This window comes from Dietzia maris, from assembly GCF_036287335.1.
GTDB lineage: Bacteria > Actinomycetota > Actinomycetes > Mycobacteriales > Mycobacteriaceae > Dietzia > Dietzia cinnamea.
Window position 1 is genome coordinate 2,093,896 of record NZ_CP143053.1, and the last position, 17,497, is coordinate 2,111,392.

The window sequence follows — 17,497 nt, forward strand, 5'->3', positions numbered from 1 at the left end:
ACGCCGGTCCGAAACGACGGCCGACGCGGGCCCGCTCACCGCGGTCGGTCCCTGCCGAACGCGTCGAGGAAGTCCTCCAGATCGGCCACGACCCGCAGCTGCTCGAGGGGGTCGTTGGTCGTCGCGGCGGCCAGTCTGCGGGTCACGGGCGCGTCCAGGAGGTCCTCGAGTCCGGCCGGCTCCGGGGACGGCACCGTCGGCAGGACCGGCTCGGTCCCCCACAGCGCCTCCTCGACGTCGACGGACACCTCGTCGTCGTCACCTCCCCTCAGAACGGCGCCGAGGTGCTCGGCGCTCAGGCCCCGCAGCGCGAACATGACGTCCGGCCTGGCGTCCCACCACTCGACCATGATGTACGCGGCCGCCAATACGTGCAGGCACGGCCCGGGCTGGACGGGGCACCGGCAGGAGTAGGCGGTGTCGCCGTGGACCGCCGGGAGGAGGAGGAACCCGACGGTGTCGGAGAAGTTCCCCGCGAGCGCTCCGAGCACACCGCCCTCCTCGCGTCTCAGGGCGGTGCGGAGCGCGTCCGAGTCCGCGGAGTCGAGGGGGGCGAAGGTGAACTCGACGGTGAACGGCTCGGGTCGGCTGCCGTCGACGTCGCAGCGCACGGACCGGCCCGCGTGCTCCAGCGAGAGCACCCTGTCGGCGCGCGCGGCCTTCCGCGCGAGGTACGCCTCGCCGCGGGTGACCCCGGATTCGAGGTCGCTCGTCCACCGCCGGCTCCACATGTGCCCGCCGAACGCGCCCGCGCGCGCCCTCGCGCGGATGCCCTTGCCGCCGTTCATTCCTCGTCCCGCCCCTCGTCGGTGAGCTCCACCAGCGCGGCGAGATCGGCGTCGGCGAGCTCGGTCAGCGCGCCCGCGAGCGGGCCCAACGTCAGCTCGGCGAGGTCCCGCTTGGCCTCGAGCAGTTCGTCGATGCGGTCCTCGACCGTCCCGGGCGCGACGAGAGTGCGGACCTGGACCCGCCGCGTCTGACCGATCCGGTGCACACGGTCGGTCGCCTGGTTCTCCACCGCCGGGTTCCACCACCGGTCCAGGTGCACGACGTGATTGGCCTCCGTCAGCGTCAGACCCGTCCCGCCCGCGCGCAGCGACGCCAGCATCACCGGCGGTCCCTGCGCGCTCTGGAACTCCTCGACCATCTGCGCCCGACCGGCCGCCGTGACGCCACCGTGGAGGAACGGCACCGAGCTGGCCGCCCGTCGCTCGAGCAGGGGCAGGATGAGGTCCCCGAACGCGCGGTACTGCGTGAACAGGAGGACCTTCTCGCCCGCGTCCAGGATCTCCGTGAGGACCTCATCGAGGGCGGCGAGCTTTCCTGAGCGATGGCGGCCGCCGCGCAGGAGCGCGGACCCGTCCCCGAGGTAGTGGGCGGGGTGGTTGCACACCTGCTTGAGCGCGGTGAGCCCGGCGAGGATCGCGCCTTTGCGCGCGGTCCCCTCCGACTCCTTGACCTGCTCCATCATGTCCTCGACGACCGCCTGGTACAGGGTCGCCTGCTCGCGGGTCAGTGGCGCGTCGACCCGGATGTGCAGCTTGTCCGGCAGGTCGGCGACCACCCTGGGATCCGATTTGAGGCGACGCAGCACGAACGGCGCGGCCAGGGCCCGCAGCCGCGAGGCCGCGGCCTCGTCGCGGTGCGATTCGATGGGCACCGCGAAACGCGCGCGGAACGTGCTCGCCGACCCGAGCAGACCCGGGTTGGCGAAGTCGAGTACCGCCCGCAGCTCGTCCAGCCGGTTCTCGACCGGCGTGCCCGTAAGGGCGATACGGTGCTCCGCCGGGATCGAGACGATCGCGCGGGCGACCGAGGTGGAGGGGTTCTTGATGGTCTGGGCCTCGTCGGCGACGAGTCGGCGCCACGGCACCGCGGCGAGGAGCTCGGCGTCACGCGAAGCGGTGCCATACGACGTGAGGACGAGGTCGGCGGCACCGAGCCGCCCGGCCGCGTCGTCGCCCCGCTCACGTGAGGGGCCGTGGTGGACGCGCACCGTCAGCTCCGGGGCGAAGGTCGCTGCCTCGCGCGCCCAGGTGGCGACCAGGGTGAGAGGCGCCACCACGAGGGTGGGGCCGAGCACGCCCCGGGCGTGCTCGGAGGCGGTGAGAGCGAGAACCTGCATGGTCTTGCCGAGCCCCATGTCGTCGGCCAGGACGGCGCCGACACCCGCGCGGGCGAGCGACGTCAGCCAGCGCACGCCCTCGAGCTGGTAGGGACGGAGGGTGGCGACGAACCACGCCGGGAGGTCGACGGGCATCGACGACGACGAGGGGATCCAGTCGAGGGTCGTGGGCGCCTCGATCTCGACGCCCTCCGCCTCCTCGGACATCATCGCGGCGGCGAGAGCCGGTGCGGTGACCCGCCCGCCACGCCTGGCCGCGAGGAAGCGGGCCGCGCGCCGGAGCGCCCCCGGATCCGCACGGACCCACTGACCGCGGAGCTTGACGAGGTCCGAGGCAGCGTCCAGGAGCATCCGGACCTCGGTGGCGTCGAGGGGGACGTCGTCGACCACCATCTCCCAGTTGACGTCCGCCAGCTGGTCCAGCCCCAGGCGGCGACCGGAGTCGACGTTCTCCGTGCCGGGTTCCGCGACGGTGACGCGCACGGCGGTCCGCACCCTGGTCCACGCCCGTGGCAGGAGCACCTCGACGCCCCGCCCGCGCAGCGCCTCGACCCCCTCGTCGACGAGCTGCACCACCAGCTCGGTGGGGAGGAGGAGGTCCTGGCCGTCGAGCGCCGGTACGGCGCGTCCCAGTGGCGGCCAGCAGCGCACCGCGCGGTCGACGACATCGCGGACGGCGTCGCCGACCGCGGTCGTGTCCGGCAGGTCGGAGAACGGGCGCAAGGTGTCCGTGCCCGTGCGCACCAAGACCTCCAGCCGCCACAGAACCTCCGCGTCGACGGCACCACCGGTCCTCTCGTCCCCGTGGACGCCCGCCCCGGGCTCGGCGCCCCGCCCGGCATCACCGACTCCGTCCCGGTCGGCATCACCGACGCCGTCACCGTCGACGTCCGCCTCCCCGGACGGCTCCACCACGCGGAAGACCACCTCGACGTCTCTCGCCGCCGCCGCGCGTCCGAACTCCCCGATCGCCTCGGCCAGCGCGTGGCCACCCGAGGTCACCTCTCCACCGACGATCAGGGCCGAGCCCAGCACGCTGCGCCGGTCGGCGGCCAGCGGCGCGAGGGCCATCCGGGCGTGCTGATCCGCCAGCGCCGCGAGCAGCCGGTCGAGATCCTCGCGGTCCGACACCAGACCGTGGCACCGGCTCAGACTCTCCGCGGCCCACGCCGACACGACGGGCGAGGCCGCGAGCGCCCACGAGGCGTTCCACGCGCCGTCCGACCGCGACATCGTCGGAACGACGTGGCCGGCGCGGACGAAGGCCGCCACACCGGCGGAGAGCGCCGCGAGCGCCCGTAGCCCCGGGCCGACCCAGTGTTCGGCGACGTCCGTCATCCCGCACAGGTCCACCGCCGTGGCCACCGAGACGCGGATCCCCGGGACGGTCGCCGGACGGACCCGACCCTCGAGGGGCACCCGCACCGCGATCCGGTGGGTGAGCGAGAACCCGCCGAGCAACTCCACTACGTCCCGCGGGGCCCCGGCCCTCCCGACCGCGGTCACCGACGACGCGGGGGCAATCGAACCGGGCCGGCGCAGGCCCGTCTCGCACCACAGGCCGATGACCCCTGACTGCCACACGGCGTGGAGGCGGGGGGCTGGCGTCGGGGTCACGCCCACATGTAAGCACGCCGGTCCGACACGGCTCCGGGCGCACGCCCCCGAGACGACGCGCGGGTGCTCCACAGGGCCGTCCCTCTCCACAGGCCGACCGCCGCAACCTCGTGCGCGGGCGGCGGGCCCCGGGGTCGGTGTCAGGATCGGTCCGTGATCCGGAGAGTGCGGCAGTGGTCGTCGGCGCGGGCGGCGGCGGGCCCGTGGCCGCCGCGGCGACGGCGCACCACGGCACGCGCGAGGGTGGTCCCGCCCCTCGCACCGCGGGCACTGGCGCTCGCGTCGGCGGTCGTCGTGGCGGCGATCGTCGTCGCCCGCCTCGGCCAGCCGCCCGACTCGGCGCCCGGTAGCCCGCCGAGGCAGTCGGTCCTGGCTCTGCTCGAGACGGTGCGCGTGGTGGACGCCCGCGAGCCGGTGCCCGGATACGACCGCGAGTGCAGCGGTGCATCCGCCTGCGTGTTCGGGCCCGCCTGGAGTGACACGACCGAGGCGCCAGGGTCGGGCAACGGGTGCTCGACCCGCCACGACGTCCTGGCGCGTGACCTGCGCGGGGGGACCCCGGTACCCGGCTCGCCATGCGAGCGGGCCGGTGGCGTCCTCGTCGACCCGTACACCGGGAGGACCGTCGACGTGGGCGTCACCGGGCTCCGCGGGATCCACATCGACCACGTGTACCCACTGTCGGCGGCGTGGGACCTCGGCGCGTCGGCCTGGCCCTCGAGCCAGCGTGCCGCCTTCGCCAACGATGTCGACCACAATCTGCTGGCCGTCACCGCCGCGGTCAACACCGGGAAGAGCGATTCCACCCCGGCCGACTGGCTCCCGCCGGACCCGGCCCGTCACTGCTTCTACGCGTCCCGGTACCTCACGGCGGCGACGGTCTACGGGCTACCCGTGACGAAGGCAGATCACGCGGCGCTCGCCGACGCCGCCCGCCGGTGTCCGGCCGGGCGGTGAGGCGGCAGGCCGGTGTCGACACGGACTCCCCGCGGGAATCCGTGTCAGTAGCGGTCCTGCCCGCCCCCGGAACGCCCGCGGAACCCTCCGCCGCCGCGACGGTCGTCGTCCCCTCGGCGGAAACCACGCCGGTCGTCGCGCCGGTGGCCGCCCCCGCGCGGCTTCCCGCCGCGGTCGTCCCGGAACGAGGAGGGCCGCCCCGCCGGCGCACCGCTGTCGGGGCGGATGTCGATCTCAGCGCCGCCGACGCGGATGCCCTTCATGGACTCGAGCTGATCCGAGGGAAGGCCGGCGGGCAGTTCCACGATCGAGTGATCGAAGCGGATCGAGATACGCCCGATGTCGCCCCCGCTGAGGCCGGCCTCGTTGGCCAACGCACCCATGATGGAACCGGGCTTGACGTTGTTCCGCTTGCCCACCGCGATCCGGTACTGGGCCATGTCCCTGCCCGAGCGCGACGGCCGCGGCCCGTCGGAGAAGTTCCGCGCGGGACGGTCGCGACGGTCGCCCCCGCGGTCGTCCTGCCGCTCACGCCGCTGGGGACGCTCGGGCTCACGCATGAGGAACTCGTCCGAGTTGCGGGACTGGGTGGCCAGTGCGGCCGCGATGTCGGCCATCGAGACCGAGTGCTCGGACGCGTACTCCTCCACGAGCCGGCGGAACAGCGCGATGTTGGGGTCGTCGAGGCTCTCGGTGATCGACTGCGCGAACTTGGCCATCCGCATCTCGTTGACGTCGTCGACGCTGGGCAGCTGGATCTCCGTGAGCGGCTGCCGGGTCGCGCGCTCGATCTGGGACAGCAGTCGACGCTCGCGGGGGGTGACGAACAGCAGTGCGTGCCCGCTCCGGCCGGCGCGACCCGTGCGGCCGATGCGGTGGATGTACGACTCGGTGTCGTGCGGGATGTCGTAGTTGACGACGTGGCTGATACGCGGCACGTCGAGGCCGCGGGCGGCGACGTCGGTCGCGACGAGGATGTCGGTACGCCCGTCCTTGAGCGCCTCGATGGTGCGCTCGCGGAGATTCTGGGGGATGTCGCCGTTGATCGGGGCGGCGGAGAAGCCACGTGCGCGCAGCCGCTCGGCGAGTTCCTCCGTCGCCGACTTGGTCCGGACGAACATGATCATCGCGTCGAAGTCCTCGACCTCGAGGATGCGGGTCAGGGCGTCGAGCTTGTCACGGTGGTTGACCAGGACGTAGCGCTGCTGGATGGTCGGCGCCGTCGACGTCTTCGAGGCGACCTTCACCTCGGTGGGATCGGTGAGGTACTTCTGCGAGATGCGTCGGATCGCGGACGGCATCGTGGCCGAGAACAGCGCGACCTGGGTGCTCTCCGGAGTGTCCGAGAGGATTCGCTCGACGTCCTCCTGGAAGCCCATCGCGAGCATTTCGTCCGCCTCGTCGAGGACGAGGTGCCGCAGGCCGGAAAGATCAAGCGTGCCCTTCTTGAGATGGTCGATGACCCGCCCGGGGGTGCCGACGATGATCTGCGCGCCCCGCCGGAGACCCGAGAGCTGGATACCGTAGGCCTGACCGCCGTAGATGGGCAGGACGTTCACCTGGGGCATGCCCGCGGAATAGGTGACGCACGCCTCGGCGACCTGGAGCGCGAGCTCGCGGGTCGGCGCCAGGATGAGGGCCTGGGGGCTCTTCACCGACGGGTCGATCAGCGAGAGGATGGGCAGCGCGAACGCGGCCGTCTTGCCGGTACCGGTCTGGGCGAGCCCGACGACGTCCCGTCCCTCGAGGACGAGCGGGATGGTGGCCGCCTGGATGGCGGACGGCACCTCGTAGCCGACGTCCCGGACCGCCTTCGCGACGGCGGGCGCGAGCCCCATGTCCGCGAAGGTGACCGCGGCGTCCTCGGCGGGAGCCTCGTCGTGGGGGGCGTCGTCGCGGGCTCCGGCGGGCGCGGCTACGGGCGTTTCGGGAGTGCTGGCGTCGGTGTCGACCTCGTCGCCGGCGGTGGCGGTACGGTCCTCGTCGTTGTTGTCCATGAGGCCTTACATGCTACGGCCTGCGAGGTCCGTTGAGCGACACGGCTTGCGCAGGTCACTCCCCCGCGGCCACCCTGTCGGCCGTCTGCCGGGGCTCCCTGGCCACGGCCCACGGCACCACCGCCGCCAGGAGGAGGACGCCGGAGACCGCGAAACCCGTCGCGTAGCCCAGCCGGTCCACCACCAGGCCCACGACCACGGGGCCGAGGATCGCCCCGGAGTCACTCGCCATCTGGAACGTGGCCAATACCTTGCCGCCGGCGCGGTCCGCGCCGATGACGTCCGCAACGGCCGCCTGCTGTGCCGGGTTGAGGATCCCCGCGCCCATGCCCGCCACCACCGACGCCGCGACGAGGAGAGGAACCGTGTCGCACCATCCCAGGGCGATGGTCGTGACGCCGGAGACGACGAGACCGGTGATCACCATCGGCCGCCTCCCGAACCGGTCCGACAGTCTGCCCGCCACCGAGACCACGGAGGCCGTGCCCACGGCGAAGGACGCCAACGCCGTGCCCGCGATGCCGGCACCGGCGTCGAAATTGGCCGCGGCGAACAACGGGATGATGGCGACACGGACGCCGAACGAGGTCCAGCCGTTGACGAAACTGGAGATCAGCGCGGCACGGTAGCCGCTGTGACGCAACGCCTCGCCGACGAGCAACGACTCCTGTTCGGGGGAGTCGTCATCGGGTGAGCGTCGACGGCCGCCGCGTAGGAACACGGCCACCACGCCGGTCGCCGCGAGCAGGGTCCCGGCATAGACGAAGAACGGGACGCGCATCCCGAACTCCGCCAGCAGTCCGCCCAGCACGGGCCCGCCGATGTTGCCGATGAGGAACGCGGTCGCGTACAGCCCGGCGATCCGTCCCCGCTCGCCCGGCGGTGAGAGCCTGGTCAACAGCGCCATCGCGGAGATGGTGAACATCGTGGACCCGAGACCGCCGAGGCCGCGGAAGACCAGCAGCTGCCAGTAGGACTGCGCCAGGCCGGTCGCCAGGGTGGAGACCGCGACGATGAGCAGGCCGGTCATGTAGACCCAGCGCTCCCCCATCCTGTCCACGAGGAACCCACCGGCGGGCGCGAACACCAGGCGGAAGAAGGCGAAGGCACTGACCACGACCGAGGCGGCCGCGACCGACACGTCGAAGTCGCGGGCGAACTGCGGCAGCACCGGCGCCACGAGTCCGTACCCGATCGCGACCGCGAACGCGGCCACGACGAGGACCCAGATGTCCGCGGGCAGGCGGGGTCGCGGCGAGGACCGCGCGGCGTCGCGGTCCTGCGTCGTGCCCCTCACGCCGATCGGAGGACGCGCGCGAGCACGTCAGCACCGAAGTGCAGCGCGTCGACGGGCACCCGTTCGTCGACGGCGTGGAAGTGCCCGAACACGTCGAACTCGTCGGGCACACGCAGCGGGACGAAGCCGTATCCGTCGATCCCCAGCTCGGAGAGATGCTTGTTGTCGGTGCTGGCGGGCAGGAGATAGGGCACCACCAGGGAGTCCGGATCCGACTCTCGGACGGCCTCGCCGATCACGTCGACCAGGGGGGCGTCCGCCGGAGCCGCGATGGGCGGCTGCCAGATCCACTCGACCGACACGTCGGGCCCGAGTTCCCGCTCCACCTCCGCGCGGAACGTCTCCTCGCCGCCGGGCAGGACACGGCAGTCGATCTCGGCGTGCGCCTCGGTCGGGATGACGTTGGTCTTGTACCCGGCGGACAGGACGGTCGGCGACGCGGTGTGCGACAAGGAGGCGGCGACGAGCGGGCCGAAGTGGCCGAGGACCTCGAGGCGGTCCGGCAGCTCCGCGACGTCCCCGCTGCCGCCGGCGATTCGGCCGACCGCCGCGGCCAGCGCGGTGTTGGCCTCGGTGGGTTCCACCGGGAAGTCGATGCCGGCGACGCGGTGGACCGCACCGGCGATGGCCGCGACGGCGTTGTCGGGCGTGGGGCGCGACGCGTGTGCGGCAGCACCGTGCGCGGTCACCTTCGCCCAGGCCACGCCTTTCTCGGCGATCGCGATGGGGTACAGACGACGTCCCGCCACGGGCACCGACCATCCGCCGACCTCGCTGAGCGCCTGGGTCATGCCGTCGAAGAGCTCGGGGCGTTCGCGGACGATCCACTTGGCGCCCATGATGCCGGCCGCCTCCTCGTCGGCGAAGAAGGCGAGTAGAAGGGAGCGACGGGGGACGATCCCCTCGCGGCGGTAGTGGCGCACCACGGCCAGGATCATGCCGATCATGTTCTTCATGTCGACGGTCCCGCGGCCGTAGAGCCACCCGTCCCGGATCTCCCCCGCGAAAGGCGGGACGGACCAGTCCTCCGCGACCGCCGGCACCACGTCGACGTGACCGTGCACGACGAGACCACCTGCGTGCGGATCCTCACCCTCCATCCGCGCGAACAGGCTTCCCCTGCCCGGGACCGACTCCACGAGTTCGCTGTCGATGCCGACCTCGCGGAGGTACTCGGCGATCCGTAGACAGACACGGGTCTCGCCGTCGCCGATCGTCGCGGGATCACCGGTGTTGGTCGAGTCGATGGCGACGAGGTCGGCCGTGATCGAGACGGCCTCCGCGCGCATCCGCTCCCGGGCCTCGTCGGTCATCTCGTGGGCGTCGGTCATCCGAAACACTTCCCTTCACCACGGTAGGTGGGCCAGCGGTCCACGAGGGCGGGCCCGTCAGCAGTCTCGTCCACCACGTGCAGCGTGTCGAACCGCTCGCACAGCTCACCGGCCTTGGCGTGCCTCCACCAGGCACGCCCGCCGATGGCCACCTCCCCGCGCACGGGCGTCTGGACCTCTCCGGCGCCCTCCCGGCCGAGGTATCGCAACCCCGCCGGCGCGACGGGCACGGGCAGGCGATCGCCGCCCGGTACGCCCGAGGCGACGTAGCCCCCGTAGAGAAACGTGGTCAGTCCGGGCCCGGGCCTCCGCACGGCGGGCAGTGCGAACATCAGGGCCGGCCGTGGCGTGAAGGACCGGTAGGCGTCGAACAGCCCCGGCACGTAGAGGCCCGAACCGGCGGTGACCTCGGTGACGGCGGGAGCCGCAGCGCTCTCGGCGACCGACCCCGAGCCGCCGGAATTGACGATCTCCGGCCACTGACCGGTGATGTCCGCGATGACCTCGGCGACCGAACTGCGGACCCCGCGGAGCCGCCGCATCGACAGCCGCTTCACCACACCGACCCCGGGGACGTCGTCCGGCACCCCTGCGACCTGCGCCTCGTAGAACATCGAGCCGACCACACGGAACCCCTCGCCGGTGGCGTGACGCACCAGGGGTGCCACGTCCTCCGGGCCGCGGAGGGGGGATCGCCGGACCCCGAGGTGGACCGGACCCAACCGCAGCGACGAGTCGACGTCGATGCACACCCGCGCGTCGCCCGCCCCGGCCTCGCGGGCGATCTCCAGCTGCCGCGGGTGGTCGACCATGAGGGTCACGGCGTCGAGCGCCGCCGCATCCGCACCGAGGCGGCCCAGCGCCGCGCGGTCGACGGTGGGGTACCCCATGAGAACGTCGTCGCACCCCGAGTCGACGAGCCACAGCGCCTCGGAGAGCGAGTACGCCATGACGCCACGGACCGCCTCGTCCCCGAGCAGGTCCGACCCGAGTACCTCGCGGAGCACCCCACGCGACCGCACCGATTTACTGGCGACGCGGATCCTGGTGCCACCGGCCCGCCGGCGCAGATCCCGCAGGTTCGCCCGCAGGCTCGGCAGGTGCAGCGCGGCGAGCGGCGCGTCGATGTCGGCTGTCGCGGCGTCCAGGGCGCCGACGACTCCGAGCTCATGGGCCCGGGCCGGGCTACGCACCGTCGGCGGGCCGCGCGTCCCGCACCACGAGGTCGACCGCACGGTGCAGCAGGTCGTTGGCCTCGTCGTCGTCCCGGTAGATCTGCCACCGCAGGCTGATGCCGGTGATGATCGACAACACCACCCGCACCATGTCGTCCAGGCCCATGCCCCACCGCACGCCGGCCGACTCGGCGGTGCGCTCCAGGAGGGAGCGCACGATCGCCTCGTTCGACTCCTGCTGGTCCCGGGCCAGCCCCACCTCCGGCAAACCGTGCGTCCGCAACGAGTACGAGACGATCTCGTAGGTGAGCAACTGCCGATCCGGCGACGCGGAGATGACCGCCCAGATCAGGTCGATCGCCTCATACAGCCGGCGGCGGAGGCCCTCCGTCCCGCGGGCGCCCGAATCGAAGTCGACGCTCACGAAGGCCCTGGCGGCCTGGTGCACCTCGGAGTTCACAGCGCCGATCACCTCTCGGAGGAGTTCCTCCTTGTCGGTGTAGCAGTAGTGGACGACACCGAGGGAGACGCCGGCACGCTCGGCGACGCCTCGCACGGTCACCGCCCCGAGGCCGTCGTGCTCGGCGATCTCCAGCGCGGCCCGGAGGAGCTGCGCCCGGCGCTGATCGGCAGGTAGTCGTCTGGTCACCCGTCCATGGTACGACGGCGAGGAGGGAGTAGACACCGATAACAGGCCTCTGCTCCCCCGGCCGTCCGGGCCTCCGTCATCTATTCAGGTCGATTGTCCAGGACGGCTCCCGGTCCGGCCGCCCGCGGGTACTCTCTCCAGCCATGACGACCTCGGTGTCCCCCTGGCAGAACTGGGCTGGCAACGTGCTGGCGACCCCGTCGGATCGGCGGGCGCCCACGACAGTCGCCGAGGTGAGCGACGTGGTGACCGCGGCCGCGGAGCGTGGTGACCGGGTCAAGTGTGTGGGCGCCGGGCACTCCTTCACGCCGGCCGCGGCGACCGACGGGGTCCTGGTATCCCTTGACGACCTGACCGGCATCGAGTCGATCGTGCCGACCCGCGACGCGGCCGGCCGGGTCGACGGCGCCGACGTGACGGTCTGGGCCGGGACCCGCCTGCACCGGCTGGGCCCTCTGCTCTGGGAACTCGGGTTGGCGCAGCAGAACCTCGGGGACTTCGCGGAGCAGTCGCTCGCCGGCGCGGTGTCCACCGGGACCCACGGAACCGGGTGCGGAGCGCCCGGGCTGCCCGCCACCGTCGTCGGACTGCAGCTCGTCGCCGCCGACGGGTCCGTCCTCTCCTGCTCGCCGACCTCGCATCCGGAGGTCTTCGAGGCCGCGCGTCTCGGGATCGGAGCCCTGGGGGTCATCACCAAGATGACGATCCGGTGCGTGCCCGCCTTCGCCCTGCGGGCCGAGGAACGCCCGTGGACGCTCTCGGCGGCACTGCGGGACCTGGAGGGATTCGCCCGCTCCGCCGACCACGCCGAGTTCTTCTGGTTCCCGCACACCGACGCGATCACCGTCAAGCGCAACACCCGCTTACCCGGGGACACTGAGCTGAGCCCCGTGGGCCGTGTCCGCGAGCTGGTGAGCGACGAGTTCCTGGCCAACGAGGCGTTCGACGCGTTGTGCCGCGCCGCGACGCGCAGGCCCACCCTGACACCCCGGCTCAACCGCTTCGCCTCACGGGCGCTCACCGCCCGCGGGTTCACGGATCGCGGCTACCGCGTGTTCGCGTCGCCGCGGCGCGTGCGGTTCCGCGAGATGGAGTACGCGGTACCCCTCGGAGCGGCCTCCAGCGTGCTGCGCGATCTGCGAGACACGATCGATCGGTCCGGCGTCGTCACGCCGTTCCCCGTGGAGGTGCGGTTCGCCGCCGCCGACGACGTGTGGATGTCCACGGCGCACCACCGCGAGGTGTGCTACATCGCCGTCCACCAGTACCACCGGATGGACCACACCGAGTTGTTCCGGCTGGCCGAGTCAATCTTCCTCGCATCGGGCGGGAGACCGCACTGGGGCAAAATGCACACCCGGACCGCCGCGGACCTGTCGACGATGGTCGAGCGCTTCGACGACTTCGTCTCGGTGCGCGACCGACTCGACCCCGATCGGCTCTTCGGCAACGAGTACACCGAGCGTGTACTGCCCTAAGGCGCGCCCCGCCCCGGGTTGCGTACCGTGGTGGTCCGAGCGGCCCGAGCCGACCGCCCGCCACGACCCCCAGGAGTGAGTGACCAGTGCCCGACCGCGTCCCCGCCGAAGCCTCCGGTCCCGCAGCGGGGGTGGTGACGGCAGCCCTGCGCCGGGCTATCCGAGGTCAGGCCGGCGCCGCCCGCGCCTATGTCCGCCAGCTCCGTCGCGCGCACCCCGACGAGTCGCCCGCGCGGATCCGTGAACGTCTCGACAGCCGATTCCTCACCGCCGTCACCGCATCCGGAGCGGCCGTGGGCGCCGCCGCCGCCGTTCCCGGCATCGGCACGGTCGTCGCGATCGGCGCGGTGGGAGCAGAATCTCTGGTGTTTCTGGAGGCGGCCGCCTTCTACACGATGGCGGTGGCGGAGGTGCACGGTATCGACGTCCGAGAGGGCGAGCACGAGGAACTCCTGGTCATGACCGTGATGCTCGGGGCGTCCGGCACGGCGATCCTCGCCAACGCGGTCGGGCCGTCCGGCGGCGCGGGTTCGCTGGCGAGCAGGTCGCTGCACGTGCCGGGCCTCAAGGAGATCAACCGCCGCATGCTGAGTCGTTTCGCCCGCAAGTTCGCCGTCAAGCGCGCCGGGCTGGCCGTGGGCAAACTCGCGCCCGCCGGGCTCGGGGCCGCGGTCGGTGGATGGGGAAACCGGCGACTCGGGAGGACGGTCGTGGAGACCGCCGACGCGACCTTCGGCGCGTCCCCGAAGGAGTGGCCCACCGTATGAACAGACGACCCGGCCCACCGTGTGAACCCACGGTGACGGGCGAGTGGCATCCCCCTGTCAGGTGAGATCGGAAAGCCCCGATCGGGCAGACGGTCTAGCCTGGACCCATTGACGTGTGAAACCCACCACAGAATCAGAGAGGCACCACAAGATCGTGAGCAACAACGTCTCACAGTTCGGACAGAACCAGTGGCTCGTAGACGAGATGTACGAGCGGTTCGCCCAGGACCCGTCCTCGGTGGACGAGTCCTGGCACGAATTCTTCAAGGCCAACCCGGAGGCCGCCTCCTCCACCGGGTCCGGCTCCACCAACGGCACAGCCCCGCGCGGAACGGACGGAGCCGAAGACCGGGCGCGGTCCGGCGGTGAGACCCGAGCGTCGTCGAAGCAGTCGGCCAAGGCGACGGGTGCGACCGCCCCGGCCGAGACCGGGTCCTCGGCGGAGAAGAAGACGAAGAAGGCCGCGGATCTGACTGTGGACGATGTGACGCCGACCGCGTCCGCCAAGGACGTCGCGGCCAAGCCGGACGCCGACGCGTCCCCGCGTCGCAAGGCGCGGGGACAGGGCGTACCCGCCCCCTCGGGAACCCCGGAGACACGCAGGAAACCCGATACGCCGGCGGTCGGCAAGCCCTCCCGTCCGCAGTACACCCCTCCGCAGGAGACGGAGACCAAGGCGCTGCGCGGTGCGGCCAACGTGATCGTCAAGAACATGAACGCGTCGCTCTCACTGCCGACCGCGACCTCCGTCCGCGCGGTCCCGGCCAAGCTGATGATCGACAACCGGATGGTCATCAACAATCATCTCAAGCGCACACACGGTGGGAAGATCTCCTTCACCCACCTCATCGGGTACGCGATGGTGCAGGCCATCAAGGCGTACCCGAATATGAACAACCACTACGAGGAGATCGACGGCAAGCCGCACACCGTCACCCCGGCGGGGATCAACCTCGGACTGGCCATCGACATGAAGACCAAGGCCGGTCGCTCGCTCGTCGTCGCGGCCATCCGCAACTGTGAGGCGCTCGACTTCCGCGGCTTCCTCGACGCCTACGAGGACATCGTCGCCCGCGCCCGCGAGGGCAAGCTGACGATGGACGACTTCTCGGGCGTCACGGTCTCGCTGACCAACCCGGGCGGTATCGGCACCGTGCACTCGGTGCCCCGTCTGACCGTGGGTCAGGGCGCGATCCTCGGTGTGGGCGCCATGGAGTACCCCGCCGAGTTCCAGGGTGCCAGCGAGGAGCAGCTGGCCAACAACGCCGTCGGCAAGATCACCACACTGACCTCGACCTACGATCACCGGATCATCCAGGGCGCGGAGTCCGGCGAGTTCCTGCGTGAGATCCACCGCCTGCTCCTCGCGGACGAGTTCTACGACGAGATCTTCGACGCCCTCGGCATCCCGTACGAGCCCGTCCGGTGGCGCCAGGACATCACCGATCCCCGCGTCGACAAGGACGCCCGCGTCCTGGAGCTCATCGCCGCGTACCGCGATCGCGGCCACCTCATGGCCGACATCGACCCACTCGACGGGAAGCACGCGCAGCGGCGCCGCACCTTCCACCCGGATCTCGACGTCAACTCGCACGAGCTCACCCTGTGGGACCTCGACCGCAGGTTCTCCGTCGGTGGATTCGTCGGCAAGGACAAGATGCGTCTGCGCGACGTGCTGGCCGCGCTGCGCGCCGCCTACTGTCGCAAGATCGGCATCGAGTACACCCACATCCTCGAGAACGAACAGCGCCAGTGGATCCAGGAGCGCATCGAGGGGGTCGACGACAAGCCGACCGTCGCCGAGCAGAAGTACATCCTGTCCAAGGTCAACGCCGCCGAGGCATTCGAGACCTTCCTGCAGACCAAGTACGTGGGTCAGAAGCGGTTCTCCCTCGAGGGCGCCGAGTCCGTCATCCCGATGATGGACGCGGTCATCGACGAGGCCGCCGAGTTCAGCCTGGACGAGGTCGTCATCGGCATGCCGCACCGCGGTCGCCTCAACGTGCTGGCGAACATCGTCGGCAAGCCCTACCGCCAGATCTTCACGGAGTTCGAGGGCAACATGGACCCCTCGGCCGCGCACGGTTCGGGCGACGTGAAGTACCACCTCGGCGCCGAAGGCATCCAGTACCAGATGTTCGGCGAGAACGAGATCAAGGTCTCGCTCACGGCCAACCCGTCCCACCTCGAGGCGGTCGACCCGGTTCTCGAGGGCATCGTCCGCGCCAAGCAGGACCTCATCGAGGACCCGGAGTGGCGCGCCGAGTACCCGGTCGTGCCGCTCATGCTGCACGGTGACGCCGCGTTCGCCGGCCAGGGTGTCGTCGCCGAGACGCTCAACCTCTCCCAGATCGACGGTTACCGCACCGGTGGGACGATCCACATCGTGGTCAACAACCAGATCGGGTTCACGACCGCCCCCGAGGCCGGCCGCTCCAGCCAGTACGCCACGGACGTCGCCAAGATGATCGGCTCGCCGATCTTCCACGTCAACGGCGGCGACCCCGAGGCGTGTGTGCGCGTCGCCCGCCTCGCGATGGACTTCCGTCAGCAGTTCAAGAAGGACGTCGTGATCGACCTCGTCTGCTACCGCCGTCGCGGGCACAACGAGGCCGACGACCCGTCGATGACCCAGCCGCGGATGTACGAGGTGATCGACGGTAAGAAGAGCGTCCGCCAGTCCTACACCGAGGATCTCGTCGGCCGTGGCGACATCACCGAGAAGGAGGCGGAGAACGCCCTGCGCGACTTCCAGGGCCAGCTCGAGCGCGTCTTCAACGAGGTCCGCGAACTCGAGAAACACCCGGTCAAGGCCTCCGAGTCGATCCTGCCCAACCAGCCGCTGCCCAAGCGCCTGGTGACGGCGGTGGACGAGTCTGTCATCCACGCGATCGGCGACGCCTTCGGCAGCCTGCCGGAGGAGTTCCACATCCACCCGCGCGTGAAGCCGGTGTACGAGGCACGCCAGAAGATGGCCTACAACGGCAACGTCGACTGGGCCTTCGCCGAGCTCCTCGCGCTCGGCTCGCTCGTCCGTGAAGGCAAGACCGTCCGCCTGGCCGGCCAGGACTCGCAGCGCGGCACCTTCACCCAGCGGCACGCGGTGGTGGTCGACAAGACCACCTCCGAGCCCTACTCCCCGCTGCAGAACCTCGAGGACGCCGAGGGCCGCTTCGAGGTGTGGAACTCGGCGCTCACGGAGTACGCGGGCCTCGGCTTCGAGTACGGCTACTCCGTCGGCGACCCCGACGCACTCGTGCTCTGGGAGGCGCAGTTCGGCGACTTCGTCAACGGTGCGCAGATCATCATCGACGAGTACATCTCGTCCGGTGAGGCCAAGTGGGGCCAGAAGTCCTCGGTCACCCTGCTGCTCCCCCACGGCCACGAGGGCATGGGCCCGGACCACACGTCCGGCCGCATCGAACGGTTCCTCCAGCTGTGTGCGGAGGGCTCGATGACCGTCGCCCAACCGTCGACCCCGGCGAACTACTTCCACCTCCTCCGCCGCCACGCCACCGACGGCATCAAGCGGCCGCAGGTGGTGTTCACGCCCAAGTCGATGCTGCGCAACAAGAAGGCCGTCAGCGCGATCGCGGACTTCACCTCCGGCAAGTTCCGGTCCGTCCTCGACGATCCGACGTTCGCGGACGGGTCCAGGGACGCGGGCAAGGTCAAGACCATGCTGCTGGTGTCCGGCAAGCTCTACTACGAGCTGGCCGCCCGCCAGGAGAAGGAGGGCCGCGACGACATCGCGATCGTCCGCCTCGAGCAGCTCTACCCGATCCCCCACCGCCGCATGCGCGAGGCGCTGGACCACTACCCGAACCTCACCGAGGTCCGCTGGGTCCAGGAGGAGCCGGCCAACCAGGGCGCGTGGAGCTTCCTCGCGCTCGAACTGCCGGAGCGGATCGACGACTTCCCGCCGCTCAAGCGGGTCTCCCGTCGCCCGATGGCCGCCACCTCGACCGGCCTGAGCAAGGTCCACGCCGTCGAGCAGAAGGCTCTGGTGGACGAGGCGTTCGCCTGACCCACCCGAACCGGGAACGGGGCCCGGCCGCCATCGGCGGCCGGGCCCCGTTCTCCTATGCGGCGCGCCGCCGCCGG

11 protein-coding genes are annotated in these 17,497 nt (G+C 71.3%); 4 read left to right on the forward strand and 7 right to left on the reverse strand.

Going from position 1 to position 17,497, the window contains the following annotated elements:
- Nucleotides 1-35 precede the first annotated feature (35 nt).
- Nucleotides 36-788 carry a hypothetical protein gene (locus VYL96_RS09640; protein ID WP_061227654.1) on the reverse strand — a complete coding sequence of 251 codons (753 nt, stop codon included), beginning with the start codon at nucleotides 786-788 and terminating at the stop codon, nucleotides 36-38.
- Nucleotides 785-3,742: a DEAD/DEAH box helicase gene (locus VYL96_RS09645; RefSeq protein ID WP_061916050.1), complete on the reverse strand. Its 2,958-nt coding sequence runs from the start codon at nucleotides 3,740-3,742 to the stop codon at nucleotides 785-787. Before VYL96_RS09645 ends, VYL96_RS09640 begins: the two co-directional genes overlap by 4 nt.
- Nucleotides 3,743-3,985: 243 nt before the next feature.
- Between VYL96_RS09645 and VYL96_RS09650 the strand changes: the two genes are divergently transcribed.
- Entirely contained in the window at nucleotides 3,986-4,699 is a 714-nt protein-coding gene (locus VYL96_RS09650) for an HNH endonuclease family protein (RefSeq protein ID WP_082767585.1), read from the forward strand.
- Nucleotides 4,700-4,743: 44 nt separating this feature from the next.
- On the opposite strand, the gene VYL96_RS09655 is transcribed toward VYL96_RS09650, so the two are convergent.
- The 5 genes from VYL96_RS09655 to VYL96_RS09675 are packed head-to-tail and all read right to left on the reverse strand — an operon-like array spanning nucleotide 4,744 to nucleotide 11,148.
- Nucleotides 4,744-6,696, reverse strand: coding sequence for a DEAD/DEAH box helicase (locus tag VYL96_RS09655; RefSeq protein ID WP_061227653.1), 1,953 nt, complete (start codon nucleotides 6,694-6,696; stop codon nucleotides 4,744-4,746).
- Between the two features lie 55 nt (nucleotides 6,697-6,751).
- A complete protein-coding gene (locus tag VYL96_RS09660) occupies nucleotides 6,752-7,993 on the reverse strand; it encodes an MFS transporter (RefSeq protein WP_082767584.1) in 1,242 nt (413 codons plus the stop codon).
- On the reverse strand, nucleotides 7,990-9,324 hold the full coding sequence (locus VYL96_RS09665; RefSeq protein ID WP_061227651.1) for a M20/M25/M40 family metallo-hydrolase: 1,335 nt from the start codon (nucleotides 9,322-9,324) through the stop codon (nucleotides 7,990-7,992). The genes VYL96_RS09660 and VYL96_RS09665 overlap by 4 nt, the downstream gene beginning before the upstream one ends.
- On the reverse strand, nucleotides 9,321-10,517 hold the full coding sequence (locus VYL96_RS09670; protein ID WP_174521504.1) for an alanine racemase: 1,197 nt from the start codon (nucleotides 10,515-10,517) through the stop codon (nucleotides 9,321-9,323). Before VYL96_RS09670 ends, VYL96_RS09665 begins: the two co-directional genes overlap by 4 nt.
- The gene (locus tag VYL96_RS09675) at nucleotides 10,510-11,148 is read right to left on the reverse strand and encodes a TetR/AcrR family transcriptional regulator (RefSeq protein ID WP_061227650.1); all 639 of its coding nucleotides are present in this window, start codon (nucleotides 11,146-11,148) and stop codon (nucleotides 10,510-10,512) included. Before VYL96_RS09675 ends, VYL96_RS09670 begins: the two co-directional genes overlap by 8 nt.
- Before the next feature lie 143 nt (nucleotides 11,149-11,291).
- Here VYL96_RS09675 and VYL96_RS09680 point away from each other — a divergent pair, with 143 nt between their 5' ends.
- From VYL96_RS09680 to VYL96_RS09690, 3 genes are all read left to right on the forward strand, one after another.
- Complete coding sequence (locus VYL96_RS09680) at nucleotides 11,292-12,626, forward strand: FAD-linked oxidoreductase, L-gulonolactone oxidase family (RefSeq protein ID WP_061227649.1); 1,335 nt, start codon at nucleotides 11,292-11,294, stop codon at nucleotides 12,624-12,626.
- A gap of 86 nt (nucleotides 12,627-12,712) precedes the next feature.
- Nucleotides 12,713-13,393: a YbdD/YjiX family protein gene (locus tag VYL96_RS09685; RefSeq protein WP_061227648.1), complete on the forward strand. Its 681-nt coding sequence runs from the start codon at nucleotides 12,713-12,715 to the stop codon at nucleotides 13,391-13,393.
- Between the two features lie 154 nt (nucleotides 13,394-13,547).
- Nucleotides 13,548-17,420: a multifunctional oxoglutarate decarboxylase/oxoglutarate dehydrogenase thiamine pyrophosphate-binding subunit/dihydrolipoyllysine-residue succinyltransferase subunit gene (locus VYL96_RS09690; protein ID WP_174521503.1), complete on the forward strand. Its 3,873-nt coding sequence runs from the start codon at nucleotides 13,548-13,550 to the stop codon at nucleotides 17,418-17,420.
- The last annotated feature ends 77 nt before the right edge of the window (nucleotides 17,421-17,497 follow it).

What these genes read in the sequence shown, in the direction of transcription:
- VYL96_RS09655 (WP_061227653.1), bottom strand. Translation starts at nt 6,696, where the DNA reads ATGGACAACAACGACGAGGACCGTACCGCCACCGCCGGCGACGAGGTC.
- VYL96_RS09665 (WP_061227651.1), bottom strand. Translation starts at nt 9,324, where the DNA reads ATGACCGACGCCCACGAGATGACCGACGAGGCCCGGGAGCGGATGCGC.
- VYL96_RS09680 (WP_061227649.1), top strand. Translation starts at nt 11,292, where the DNA reads ATGACGACCTCGGTGTCCCCCTGGCAGAACTGGGCTGGCAACGTGCTG.
- VYL96_RS09640 (WP_061227654.1), bottom strand. Translation starts at nt 788, where the DNA reads ATGAACGGCGGCAAGGGCATCCGCGCGAGGGCGCGCGCGGGCGCGTTC.